The following is a 12,787-nucleotide window of genomic DNA, read 5'->3' as shown; positions in this document are numbered from 1 at the left end:
GATGAATCTAGTAACTGTTTTAACCTTATTAGTGTCCTCCATGCTGATCTATGCAGCACCGCTGATTTTTACCAGTATCGGCGGAACATTCTCAGAGCGTTCCGGTACGGTAAATGTCGGACTCGAAGGTATCATGGTGATGGGTGCTTTTTCAGGAGTTGTCTTTAATTTGCATTTTGCCTCTCTTTTTGGCCCTTTCACACCTTGGGTAGCTGCTCTTGCTGCTGGCTTAATAGGGGTGCTTTATTCGCTCCTGCATGCTTTAGCAACGGTTAATTTTAGGGCCAACCATGTCGTTTCCGGAACTGTTTTGAATCTTATTGCACCTTCTTTAGCTGTTTTTCTCTGCCGCGTTATGTACGATGGCAAAGGGCAGACAGATACCATCTCCAAGTCATTTGGGCGCTTTTCTTTCCCAATTTTAAAAGATATTCCTGTTATTGGCCGGATTTTCTTTAATAATACTTCTTTAGCCGGCTATGTCGCTATTTTAGTCGCTTTTATTTCTTGGTTTGTTATTTTTAAAACGCGTTTTGGTCTTCGCCTCCGCTCTGTCGGAGAGCACCCGCAGGCAGCAGATACACTGGGGATCAATGTTTATCTTTTCCGCTACGCCGGTATCATGATTTCAGGATTTTTCGGCGGTATTGGCGGTGCTATCTATGCTCAGTCGATTTCCAATAATTTTTCGATAACCACAATTGCTGGACCGGGCTTTATTGCCTTGGCCGCCATGATTTTTGGACGTTGGAATCCCATCGGAGCCATGCTGTCCAGTCTATTCTTTGGCCTGTCTCAGTCATTAGCAATAGTGGGCAGTTCGATACCATTTTTATCATCGATTCCGTCAGTCTATTTGCAGATTGCTCCTTATGTCCTAACCATCCTCGTGCTAGCCGCCTTCTTTGGCCAAGCTGTCGCACCGAAAGCAGACGGTGTTAACTATATTAAGTCCAAATAAGGACAGCTAAAACAAACTTTAAGCATACTCCTCTTAAAAATGGACAGTGAAACTATGCATTGCTTCACTGGAAATAATAAGGGGAGTTTTTGGCTGTCTGACGGCTGCTAAACAACCGTTTTTCATGTCTGTAAAAGCTTGAGCATATTATTTGAAAGCGTTTTAAAGGTATGCTATAGTTATAAAGGGTTATCCCAAAATATTTTCGAAATGAGGATACTTAAAATGAGCAAAATTGTTGTTGTGGGCACAAACCACGCTGGCACAATGGCTATTAAGACCATGCTGAACAACTATGGAAATGACAATGAAATTGTGACTTTTGATCAGAATTCTAATATCTCTTTCTTAGGCTGCGGTATGGCACTTTGGATTGGTGAACAAATTGATGGGCCGGAAGGGCTTTTCTATTCAGATAAGGAACAGTTAGAAGCAATGGGAGCTAAAGTTTATATGAACTCTCCTGTTATTAGTATTGATTATGACAATAAGGAAGTTAAAGCACTGGTAGACGGCAAGGAGCATATTGAGTCATATGACAAGCTGATTTTGGCTACCGGCTCCCAGCCGATTATTCCTCCTGTCAAGGGAGTAGAAATCCAGGAAGGATCTCGCGAATTTAAAGCAACCTTAGAAAATCTGCAATTTGTAAAATTATATCAAAATGCAGAAGAAGTGATTGAAAAACTGCACAATCCTGAAATCAAACGTGTAGCTGTTGTCGGAGCCGGCTATATCGGTGTTGAACTGGCTGAAGCTTTCCAACGTAAAGGCAAGGACGTAGTCCTTGTTGATATAGCGGACACCTGTATGGGAGGCTATTACGACCGTGAATTTACGGATTTAATGAGCCGCAATCTGGAGGAACACGGAGTTAAGCTCGCTTTTGGTCAAGCAGTTCAAGCTGTTGAAGGTCAGGGAAAAGTTGAACGTCTGGTGACAGATAAGGAAACTTTTGATGTTGATATGGTATTGATGGCTGTCGGTTTTCGGCCAAACACGGCTCTTGGAGACGGGAAATTGGAAACCTTCCGCAATGGTGCTTGGGTAGTTAATAAAAAACAAGAAACCAGCATGAAAGATGTTTATGCGATTGGTGACTGTGCGACGGTCTATGATAATGCACGCAATGATACAAACTATATTGCTTTGGCTTCTAATGCCGTTCGAACAGGGATTGTGGCAGCTCACAATGCTTGCGGACGTGAGGTTGAAGGTCCCGGCGTTCAAGGATCAAATGGGATTTCTATTTACGGCCTTAACATGGTCTCAACCGGTCTGACATTGGAAAAAGCAAAACAAGCAGGATACGAAGCAGTAGAGACAAGCTTTAAAGATTTGCAAAAACCTGGTTTTATCAAGCACAACAATTATGAAGTGACTATTAAGATTGTTTATGACAAAAAAAGCCGTATAATTTTGGGCTGTCAAATGGTTTCTAAGGAGGACATTTCGATGGGCATTCATATGTTCTCCTTGGCGATTCAGGAGAAAGTGACAATTGATAAATTAGCTCTTCTGGATCTATTCTTCCTCCCTCATTTTAATCAGCCTTATAACTATATTACCATGGCGGCTCTCTCTGCCGAAGATTTAGCTCAGTAGATCTCATTTCTTTTGCAGGGCTTAAAGAGAAACACAAGCAGTAAAGTCAAGAAGCCAACTTTAGTTAGTATGCTCCATGATTTCTGAATGTTTGCGGATACTAGAGAGCTCAAAAAAGCCTGACCGAGGCAGTTTGAATGCCGGTCAGGCTTTTTGCTGATCTTATAAAAAGGGGGAAATCCCCTCTTTTTTTATTTAGGCTTAATTTTTAGCAGCAGACGCAAATTCTTCTTTAGCAAAAGCTTCGTCAATAATTTCTTTGAGCTGTTTAGCTGATGCCTGCATTTTTTGCAGTTCTGCATCGTTAAGCGGGATATTTACCGGACGGACAATACCATGTGCTCCGACAATTGCCGGCTGGCCGATAAAGACATCTTCAACTCCTTCATACTGACCGCTCTGGAAAACAGAGAGCGGCAGGACTGCACTTTCATCATCAAGGATAGCCTTTGTGATACGAGCCAGAGCAACTGCGATACCGTAGAAAGTAGCACCTTTTTTCTCAATAATGGAGTAAGCAGCATCACGGACAGAAATAAACAAATCTACAAGACCTTGTTCATCAATGTCGCGATTATCCTGCAGCCATTTCTCCAATTTAACGCCGGCAACATTGGCATGTGACCAAACGGCAAATTCGGAGTCCCCGTGTTCTCCCATGATATAAGCGTGAACTGAACGTGCATCGATACCAATTTTAACAGCCAGTGCCTGACGGTAGCGAGCAGTATCAAGCGAAGTTCCTGAACCGATAACACGCTCTTTAGGGAAACCTGAGAATTTCCATGTGGAGTAAGTCAAAATATCAACTGGGTTAGCAGCAACGAGGAAGATACCATTGAAGCCTGATTCTACAACCTGAGTAACAATGGATTTATTGATAGCAAGATTTTTGTCGACCAAATCAAGGCGTGTTTCACCCGGTTTTTGAGGGGCACCAGCAGTGATAACGACTAGGTCAGCATCAGCACAGTCAGAATACTGAGCAGCATAAATCTTTTTAGGGGAAGTGAAGGCGAGAGCATGGCTTAGGTCGAGTGCATCTCCCACTGCCTTTTCATAAAGCTGAGGGATTTCAATGATACCGAGCTCTTGAGCAATTCCTTGATTGACCAGAGTAAAGGCATAAGATGAACCTACAGCACCGTCACCGACAAGGATAACTTTTTTATGTTGTTTAGTTGCAGTCATTTCTAAACATCTCCTTAATTTTTTTAGACTTTTCGCCTATACATTTCTATTCTAACATGTTAAAAGCGGTATGTCACGGGTTTAATTCCGGAAAATTATGGAAACCGGTTGCTAATGAGCGGTTAAGAGGTGCAGCAATAATCGTAAAAACAGCTAGTTTTGTGTTCTCGCCTTGGGCAGACAAGCACTTTAATCTGAAACAGAAGCAAAATGGGCAGCTCTTTTCCAGATTTGAAGCCACAGTTTTGACAGCTTGCTCTGATAAATGAACTTACTCTGAGAATTGTCCAGATTAGCACAAATTATGGTATAATAGAGTAGAGTTTTATACTAGAAAAGGGGCATTTACTAATGCAAGACAAAAATTTAGTCGATGTTAATCTGACAAGTGAAATGAAAACAAGTTTCATTGACTATGCGATGAGCGTCATTGTTGCTCGGGCACTCCCCGATGTCAGAGACGGTTTAAAACCGGTACATCGCCGCATTTTATATGGTATGAATGAGTTAGGTGTAACACCTGATAAACCTCATAAAAAATCTGCCCGCATTACAGGGGATGTCATGGGTAAGTACCATCCTCACGGAGATTCATCTATTTATGAGGCTATGGTACGGATGGCTCAGTGGTGGTCTTATCGGCATATGCTGGTTGACGGTCACGGCAATTTCGGTTCTATGGACGGAGACGGAGCAGCGGCTCAGCGTTACACTGAAGCCAGAATGAGCAAGATTGCCTTGGAGATGCTTCGTGATATTAACAAAAATACGGTAGACTTTCAGGATAACTATGACGGAAGCGAACGTGAGCCCTTGGCTCTGCCGGCCCGTTTTCCCAATCTTTTGGTCAATGGTGCCACAGGTATCGCTGTTGGGATGGCAACCAATATTCCGCCCCACAATCTCGGAGAATCAATCGATGCTGTCAAATTAGTTATGGATAAGCCTGACGTAACGACACGTGAGCTGATGGAAGTGATTCCAGGTCCTGATTTTCCTACCGGCGCTTTGGTTATGGGAAAATCGGGCATACACCGGGCTTATGATACTGGGAAAGGTTCAATTGTTCTGCGTTCCCGCACAGAAATCGAAACAAGCAGAAGCGGCCGCGAACGAATTGTCGTCACTGAATTCCCTTACGGTGTCAATAAGACAAAGGTGCATGAACATATTGTCCGCCTTGCTCAGGAAAAGCGCGTAGAAGGAATTACTGCTGTCCGTGATGAATCAAGCCGGGAAGGGGTGCGTTTTATCATTGAGGTGCGCCGCGATGCTTCAGCCAGTGTTATTTTGAATAATCTTTTCAAACTGACCAGCCTGCAAACAAATTTCAGCTTTAATATGCTGGCTATTGAAAATGGCGTTCCTAAAATTTTATCTCTCCGGCAGATTATTGACAATTACATTACTCATCAAAAGGAAGTCATTGTCCGCCGCACTGAGTTTGACAAAGAGAAGGCAGAAAGCAGAGCTCATATTTTAGAAGGACTCCTTATCGCTCTGGATCATCTGGATGAAGTGATTCAAATTATCCGCAACAGTGAAACGGATTTGATTGCTCAGACAGAACTGATGGAGCGCTTTGAGCTGTCAGAGCGTCAAAGCCAGGCCATTTTAGATATGCGCCTGCGCCGCCTGACAGGTTTAGAGCGTGATAAAATCCAGTCTGAATATGACGATTTAATAGCTTTGATTGCTGATTTAGCCGATATTCTGGCTAAACCAGAACGGGTCATTGCGATTATTAAAGAAGAACTTGATGATATTAAACGTAAGTACGCTGACAAACGGCGGACAGAATTGATGGTAGGAGAAGTACTGTCACTTGAAGATGAAGACTTGATTGAAGAAGAAGATGTCTTGATTACCTTATCCAATAAAGGTTATATTAAGCGCCTGAGCCAAGATGAATTTCGGGTTCAAAAACGAGGCGGCCGCGGTGTCCAAGGAACAGGAGTAAATGAAGATGACTTCGTCTCAGAGCTGGTTTCAACCAGCACCCATGATACGCTGCTCTTTTTCACCAATTTCGGCCGCGTCTACCGCTTAAAAGCTTACGAAGTTCCGGAATACGGCCGGACTGCTAAAGGTCTGCCTATTGTCAATCTTTTGAAACTTGATGAAAATGAAACTGTTCAAACGATTATCAATGCACGGCGTCAAGATGTCCAAGACAACTATTTCTTTTTTACAACAAGACAAGGGCTTGTCAAAAGGACTAGTGTTTCTGAATTCAGCCATATTCGGCAGAATGGACTCAAAGCGCTGACGCTTAAAGAACAGGATGAACTTATCAATGTTATCTTAACCAAAGGGAAAGATGATATTATCATCGGAACCCAGACAGGCTATTCCGTTCGTTTCAACGAAAGTGCTGTGCGCATCATGGGCCGGACAGCCAGCGGTGTGCGCGGTGTCAATTTGCGTACCGGTGACAAGGTTGTCGGTGCTTCTTCGGTGACAGACAATCAGGAAGTGATCATCATAACTGAAAAAGGCTTTGGTAAGCGAACATCAGCCAAAGATTATCCGACCAAAGGCCGCGGCGGCAAAGGGATTAAGACGGCCAAGATTACAGATAAAAATGGACCCCTTGCCCGACTGGCGACGGTTAATGGCGATGAGGACTTGATGCTGATAACTGATACCGGGGTTATCATTCGGACAAATGTTGCCAGCATCTCGCAAACCGGACGGTCGACAATGGGCGTTAAGGTTATGAAACTTGCCAATGAAGCTAAAATTGTAACCTTTGCTCTGATTGCTCCTGAAGAGACTGAAACTAGCGAAGAAAACTGATTTAGTACAAGAAGACAATTGAGGAAAAATGAAAAAAAGATCAACACATAAGCCCAAAAAAAGTAAGATAAAAAATTTTTTTCGCTGGCTTGTTTTTAGCCTTTTGCTTATTCTTGGGCTGGCTTTGATTTTTAATAAATCAATTCGCAATACTTTGATTGCCTGGAATTCAAATAAATATCAAGTTAGCAATATTTCCAGAAAAACGCTCAAAGAAAATGCAGCCAAGAAAGCCAGCTATGACTTTGAAGCGGTGGAATCTGTCAGCACAGAGGCGATACTGGAAGCACAAATGGCAGCTCAAAAACTGCCTGTTATCGGCGGTATTGCTATTCCTGATATCGGCATTAATTTGCCAATTTTTAAGGGCCTGGGCAATACTGAGCTGATGTACGGCGCCGGGACAATGAAGGAGGAGCAAGTGATGGGCGGTGAAAATAACTACGCACTGGCCAGCCATCATGTTTTTGGCATCAATGGCTCTTCCCAAATGCTTTTTTCGCCTTTGACAAAAGCAAAAATCGGAATGAAAATTTATTTAACTGATAAAGAAATGATTTACACCTATATTATTGACCGTGTCGATGCCGTTAGTCCGGATCATATTGAAGTGCTCAACGACAGTCCTGGAAACAGTGAAGTAACTCTTGTTACCTGTACTGATGCAGAAGCAACTAACCGGATTATTGTTCATGGGACTTTAGAAGCTTCTGTTGCTTTTGATCAAGCAGCTTCTGATATTAAAAAAGCTTTTAATACGTCTTATAATCAGATATCACTCTAAAAAGAAGCAACTGCTGCAAAACTAATGTTTTGTCTGCTTCTTTTTTATACTGATAAAATACAGGAGAAACTATGGAACTAACCCTTATTCATCATATTGCGATCATCGTTTCAGATTATGATAAATCCCGTGAATTTTATGTTGATAAGCTGGGATTTTCTGTTATTCGGGAAAACCATCGTCCAAAGCGGCATGATTATAAATTAGATTTAAAATGCGGGGATATTGAATTGGAAATTTTTGGCAATAAGCTGACTGACCCCGATTATTCTGCTCCGCCGGCACGCATCGGTCTGCCTGAATGGCCGCGTGAAGCTTGCGGTCTGCGCCATCTCGCCTTTTATGTTGAAGATGTCGAAAAAGTCAAAGCTGAGCTGGAGTCAAAGGGGATTTTTGTTGAGCCCATTCGCTCTGATGATTATACCGGTCGAAAGATGACCTTCTTTTTTGACCCGGACGGTCTGCCTTTGGAACTGCATGAGTAAAAAAGGAAGAAATGTTTTTTTGAGTCAGGAATAATCGAAAGTGGTATAATAAGAACTCATAGTATGATAATTGAAGGAAGGATAATTATGCGCTTTAAAAAAATTCTTTTAAGTTTGGGATTGGTGCTTTCCCTCTGTTTTACGCTGACAACCGTTCAGGCAGCTGACTCCAGCATTCAGGACGTGATTGATGAGACCTATGTCCAGCCGGACTATGTTCTGGGCTATTCTCTCTCCAGTGATCAGCGGGATCAGACACTCAGCCTCTTGGGTTATGACAGTGCGGCGGATACTCAGGTCAAAACACTGACAACATCTTCCTATGCTAAGATTATGAATGTCGCTGATGATTCAAGCTTGCAGCTTTACTCATCTGTGAAAATTCAAAAACTCGGCGCCAAAGAAATATTAAGCGTTCGTATTGTCACACCAGAAAATATCACCAAAGTAACAGAGGATATGTACCGCAATGCTGCTGTTACCTTAGGAATTGAGCATGCCGAAATTACAGTAGCTTCCCCTATCGCAGTAACAGGAGAAAGTGCCTTAGCCGGAATCTATTACTCGCTTGAAGAAAACGGTGCTGAAGTTTCAGACGAAAGCAAAGAGTTAGCTCAGGAAGAATTGAATGCCCTGTCTGATATTAATGCTGAAAATCAAGGGAAAGACGGCTATGATGCCGACAAACTCAATGTCGCACTGACAGACATCAAGACAGCTGTAGCCGATAGTGATAACTTGACAAAAGAAGATGTTCGCCAGATTGTTGAGGAGACACTTGATAATTACGGCTTGAGTTCGTCAATGACAAACGATCAGATTACCTTGATTGTTAATTTCGCCTTTAATTTATCGCAGTCTAAAATCATTAACAGCAGCAGTTTCAAAGCAACTTTAAACTCACTTAAAGACAGCATTGTTAACAATGCCGGTTCAACCTTCGATAATATCAACCTCAATTTCGACGCTAGCAGTGTGATTGAGTCAAGTAAAGGGTTCTTTGCCAATATTTGGCAGCAAATTGTTGCCTTCTTCCAACAGTTTATAGGATAAACCGTCTAAGCAGGAACTATCATAAAATAACCGCTCCCCTTAAAGCAAACAGTGAAAAAACTTTCACCAGAGCGATAAGGGGAGTTTTGATATGAGATAGGCAGTTCATTTAAAATAGTTAAAGTCAGGAGAAGGTCATGCTATTCAAATTTAAAAAGCGCAGGCTTATTTTTCTTATTATTCCGGCAATTATTTTCTTTGGTATTATAAAGTCCCAGATTGATTTGCATACGCCAAAAGACGGAACCTACTATCTGGTGGACGAGGATCTGTCCACTATGACAGCTTCGTTAGATACAGGGTCCTGGATAAGAATAGATGGCAGCCAGCTTACCATAAATGAAGATGATACTGAGAACCGCTATCATTATGACGCAGAAGAAGAAGAATTCGAAAAGGATGGGATGACCTACTTTTGCTTATTTAATGAAGGCATACTTACTATTGGAACGGCTGATGACAATTCAGTAGAGACGACAACTTATGTCAGTCCCAAAAGCAGTATGTATTCAGGCTATGAAGATGGAACAGTGAAGATTTCTAAGTAATAGCGCTCCCAGCTCAGGTTAGAAGACATTCAATAAAAAAATATCGATGTCAGGTTGACAAACTGTCCTTAAAAGCTTAAAATAAAAACTATGTTTCAGAATAATCTGAAAATTCAAGGGTTTTCATTTTGTACTGAACATCGACTTAAGCGCTGAGTAAACAGTTGGTTTGACACTTTCTATAGCACTATAACCTCTTTGCGCTTTCAGAGTCCTTTTATTTTTATCTGTTTAAGCTAAAAATCTGATAATGGGTTGATAGCATTTCTCCGTTTATTCGGACTTTTAGCATTCTATATTTCAATTTAAGGAGTTTTTTATGACCGAACACACTGAAGAACATTCAACCTGGAAAAGCAAATTTCAAGCTGTAGGGCCGGGAATTCTGCTGGCTTCTGCAGCTGTCGGCGGTTCACATATTGTGTCTTCAACACAGGCTGGGGCTATCTATGGCTGGCAGCTGGCTATCATCATTCTCTTAATTAATCTGTTTAAGTATCCTTTTTTCCGTTTCGGCAGTCAGTATACTTTACAGAACGACAAAAGTTTGATAGAAGGCTATAAAGAAAAAGGCAAGATTTACCTTTGGGTTTTCTTTGTCATGAACATTTTCTCAGCTCTTGTCAATACTGCAGCGGTAGGGATTTTAGCAGCAGCTATCCTCTTTAATATCTTTCCCGATGGCTTTGGCCTATCGATTGCACAGCTGACAACTGCTATCATTGTGATTATCTGGAGCATGCTCTTAATCGGCGGTTACCAATTTCTGGATCGACTAGCCAAATGGGTAATGACTGCTTTGACTATTGCAACAGTTCTGGCAGTTGTCATAGCTTTGTTCAGACACCGTGAATACGCACCGGGCTTTGTAGCACCGTCTCCTTGGCAAATGGCTGCCCTGCCCTTTATCGTTTCTCTGATGGGCTGGATGCCAGCACCGATTGAAATTTCAGCCATCAATTCGATGTGGTCTGCAGAAAAGCGCAAAACGGTTAAAATGTCCTATTTGGACGGTATTTTCGACTTTAATATCGGTTATATCGGAACAGCTGTTTTGGCCTTTATTTTTCTAGCATTAGGAGCTCTTATTCAGTTTGGATCGGGAGAAGAAGTAAAAAGTGCCAGTGCAGAATATATTGCCCAGTTTGTCAATATGTATGCCTCTGTCCTTGGTGACTGGTCGCGGTTCTTGATTACCTTTATTGCTTTTCTATGTATTTTCGGTACTGTCATTACTGTTATTGACGGTTACTCACGTGCCAATAATGAATCGCTTCGCTTGCTCTTAAATAAAAAGGAAGCTTCACAAAAGTCGCTCTATGTTTGGATGACCTTAACGGCAGTTATTGGTATTATAATCGTTTACTTATTTGCTGGTAATGTAGCTACCATGCTGCGGTTTGCTATGATTGCATCCTTCTTAACAACACCAATCTTTGCTTATTTGAACTATTCACTTGTAAATAATACCGAACATGAAGTTAAAGGCTGGCTTAAAGCCCTGTCTATTGCCGGTCTGATTTATCTTTTCGGTTTTGCCCTTTTCTTCCTTTACGCCATTGCTACTGGTAAAGTTTAGTGGCAAGGTAAAATCAAATATACCCCTCTCGCATGCGACAGGGGTACGTTTTATATGCAAAATGTTTTTATTCCCACTCGACAGTTGCCGGCGGTTTGCTGGTAATGTCGTAAACAACACGGTTAACATGGCTGACCTCATTGACAATACGGACAGAAATTTTCTGCAAAATCTCCCAAGGGATTTTAGCAAAGTCAGCCGTCATGCCATCGACAGATGTAATGGCCCGGATAGCGACAGTATAATCATAGGTGCGGCTGTCTCCCATTACACCAACGGACTGAACACCGGTATTGACTGTAAAATACTGCCAGACTTCACGGTCCAAGCCTGCTGCAGCAATTTCTTCCCGCAGGATTGCATCTGATTCCCGAACCGTTTCCAGTTTTGTCTCGGTCACTTCACCAATAATTCGAATAGCTAAGCCAGGTCCTGGGAATGGCTGTCTCCAGACAATATCATCGGGCATGCCAAGGGCCGTACCGAGGGCACGCACCTCATCTTTGAAAAGAGTATTGAGGGGCTCGATTAAGTCGAACTGCATATCTTCTGGCAGGCCGCCGACATTGTGATGAGATTTTATGGTTTGAGCTGTATCGGTTCCTGATTCGATGACATCAGTGTAGAGAGTTCCCTGCGCTAAGAAACGGACATCTTTAAGCTTACTGGCTTCATCATCAAAAACATAGACAAACTCATTGCCGATAATCTTTCGTTTTTGTTCAGGATCGGAAATGCCTGCCAAAAGATTTAAGAAACGATCAGCAGCATTCACCCGAATAATATTGAGACCGAACCTGCCGCCTAGCATAGACATGACTTGGTCGCCTTCATCTTTACGAAGAAGGCCGTGATCAACAAAAATGCAAGTCAGCTGGTCACCGATTGCTTTTTGCAGAAGCACGCCAACGACTGATGAATCCACCCCGCCCGAAAGTCCCAGCAAAACTTTTTGGCTGCCGACTTGTTCACGAATCCGGGCAATTTCCATATCAATAAAATTGGTCATAGACCAGTTTGCTTTTGCCTGACAGATATTCAGAGCAAAATTTTTCAAAATCGTTTGACCGTATTCAGAATGGCGAACTTCCGGATGGAATTGGATACCGTAGATCTGTTTATCGGGATTTTCAATAGCAGCATAAGGGCAGTCGTTTGATTCACCGACTAAATGAAACCCCTGCGGGAGTTTTGTAACTGCATCACCATGGCTCATCAGTACTGTTTGCTCCTGCGGCGTATCTGAAAACAGAAGGGATTCATCCATCAAACGTAATTGTGACTGGCCATACTCCCTGCTGCCTGTCAAATCTGCCGGAACAACTTTCCCTCCAAGTTTTTCAGTTAAAAGCTGCATACCGTAACAAATTCCTAAAATAGGAATACCTAATTCCAAGATAGCCGGATCAATATCAAAAGCATCGTCAGCATAAACAGAATTTGGTCCGCCGGAAAGGACTATTCCGATCGGATTAAGCGCCCGCACCTCGTCAGCAGTGATTTTATGGCTTTTTAATTCAGAAAAAACACCTAACTCACGAATACGCCGGGCAATTAGCTGGTTATACTGGCTGCCGTAATCAAGTACAATAATTTTCTCAACTTCACTGAGTAAACTCGAATTATCAGTCATTGTTTCCCTTTCTTTTTCATATCAGTCACAGCTGACAGGATCTTCTCTATTGTAGCATAAAATATTGGGTTTGGCATTAGGATTCAACAGCTTTTGCCTTTTTAGAATCAGCAGCAGACAGAATCTGCAATTTTTTTGACTAATCCTTT

10 protein-coding genes are annotated in these 12,787 nt (G+C 42.2%); 8 read left to right on the top strand and 2 right to left on the bottom strand.

The window, feature by feature from the left end; translation table 11 throughout:
- Position 1 precedes the first annotated feature (1 nt).
- Both A0O21_RS04695 and nox read left to right on the top strand, forming a co-directional pair.
- Positions 2-961: an ABC transporter permease gene (locus A0O21_RS04695; protein ID WP_067062062.1), complete on the top strand. Its 960-nt coding sequence runs from the start codon at positions 2-4 to the stop codon at positions 959-961.
- Positions 962-1,186: 225 nt separating this feature from the next.
- Positions 1,187-2,566, top strand: a complete 1,380-nt coding sequence (gene nox, locus A0O21_RS04690; RefSeq protein ID WP_067062059.1) for a H2O-forming NADH oxidase — start codon at positions 1,187-1,189, stop codon at positions 2,564-2,566.
- Between the two features lie 201 nt (positions 2,567-2,767).
- Here nox and A0O21_RS04685 read toward each other — a convergent pair whose 3' ends face one another.
- Entirely contained in the window at positions 2,768-3,757 is a 990-nt protein-coding gene (locus A0O21_RS04685) for an L-lactate dehydrogenase (RefSeq protein ID WP_067062057.1), read from the bottom strand.
- 351 nt (positions 3,758-4,108) lie between these two features.
- Here A0O21_RS04685 and gyrA point away from each other — a divergent pair, with 351 nt between their 5' ends.
- The 6 genes from gyrA (at position 4,109) to A0O21_RS04655 (ending at position 11,005) form a co-directional block, all read left to right on the top strand.
- Complete coding sequence (gyrA, locus tag A0O21_RS04680) at positions 4,109-6,556, top strand: DNA gyrase subunit A (protein ID WP_067062055.1); 2,448 nt, start codon at positions 4,109-4,111, stop codon at positions 6,554-6,556.
- 28 nt (positions 6,557-6,584) lie between these two features.
- Complete coding sequence (locus A0O21_RS04675) at positions 6,585-7,340, top strand: class A sortase (RefSeq protein ID WP_067062051.1); 756 nt, start codon at positions 6,585-6,587, stop codon at positions 7,338-7,340.
- A gap of 71 nt (positions 7,341-7,411) precedes the next feature.
- The gene (gene gloA2 / locus A0O21_RS04670; protein WP_067062049.1) at positions 7,412-7,825 is read left to right on the top strand and encodes an SMU1112c/YaeR family gloxylase I-like metalloprotein; all 414 of its coding nucleotides are present in this window, start codon (positions 7,412-7,414) and stop codon (positions 7,823-7,825) included.
- Between the two features lie 87 nt (positions 7,826-7,912).
- Positions 7,913-8,878, top strand: a complete 966-nt coding sequence (locus A0O21_RS04665) for a DUF1002 domain-containing protein (RefSeq protein WP_067062046.1) — start codon at positions 7,913-7,915, stop codon at positions 8,876-8,878.
- A gap of 137 nt (positions 8,879-9,015) precedes the next feature.
- Positions 9,016-9,426 carry a hypothetical protein gene (locus A0O21_RS10945; RefSeq protein ID WP_067062043.1) on the top strand — a complete coding sequence of 137 codons (411 nt, stop codon included), beginning with the start codon at positions 9,016-9,018 and terminating at the stop codon, positions 9,424-9,426.
- Between the two features lie 319 nt (positions 9,427-9,745).
- Positions 9,746-11,005, top strand: coding sequence for an NRAMP family divalent metal transporter (locus tag A0O21_RS04655; RefSeq protein WP_067062041.1), 1,260 nt, complete (start codon positions 9,746-9,748; stop codon positions 11,003-11,005).
- 67 nt (positions 11,006-11,072) lie between these two features.
- On the opposite strand, the gene guaA is transcribed toward A0O21_RS04655, so the two are convergent.
- Entirely contained in the window at positions 11,073-12,638 is a 1,566-nt protein-coding gene (gene guaA, locus A0O21_RS04650) for a glutamine-hydrolyzing GMP synthase (RefSeq protein ID WP_067062038.1), read from the bottom strand.
- Between the last annotated feature and the right edge of the window lie 149 nt (positions 12,639-12,787).

This window comes from Streptococcus pantholopis, from assembly GCF_001642085.1.
Lineage (GTDB): Bacteria > Bacillota > Bacilli > Lactobacillales > Streptococcaceae > Streptococcus > Streptococcus pantholopis.
Note: the sequence above shows the minus strand (reverse complement) of the source record. Positions and strands in the feature narration are given on the sequence as shown.

Bases quoted from the DNA above. Each gene is read 5' to 3' on its own strand.
- A0O21_RS04695 (WP_067062062.1), top strand. From the start codon at position 2: ATGAATCTAGTAACTGTTTTAACCTTATTAGTGTCCTCCATGCTGATC.
- nox (WP_067062059.1), top strand. From the start codon at position 1,187: ATGAGCAAAATTGTTGTTGTGGGCACAAACCACGCTGGCACAATGGCT.
- A0O21_RS04665 (WP_067062046.1), top strand. From the start codon at position 7,913: ATGCGCTTTAAAAAAATTCTTTTAAGTTTGGGATTGGTGCTTTCCCTC.
- A0O21_RS04655 (WP_067062041.1), top strand. From the start codon at position 9,746: ATGACCGAACACACTGAAGAACATTCAACCTGGAAAAGCAAATTTCAA.
- A0O21_RS04685 (WP_067062057.1), bottom strand. From the start codon at position 3,757: ATGACTGCAACTAAACAACATAAAAAAGTTATCCTTGTCGGTGACGGT.
- guaA (WP_067062038.1), bottom strand. From the start codon at position 12,638: ATGACTGATAATTCGAGTTTACTCAGTGAAGTTGAGAAAATTATTGTA.
- A0O21_RS10945 (WP_067062043.1), top strand. From the start codon at position 9,016: ATGCTATTCAAATTTAAAAAGCGCAGGCTTATTTTTCTTATTATTCCG.
- A0O21_RS04675 (WP_067062051.1), top strand. From the start codon at position 6,585: ATGAAAAAAAGATCAACACATAAGCCCAAAAAAAGTAAGATAAAAAAT.
- gloA2 (WP_067062049.1), top strand. From the start codon at position 7,412: ATGGAACTAACCCTTATTCATCATATTGCGATCATCGTTTCAGATTAT.
- gyrA (WP_067062055.1), top strand. From the start codon at position 4,109: ATGCAAGACAAAAATTTAGTCGATGTTAATCTGACAAGTGAAATGAAA.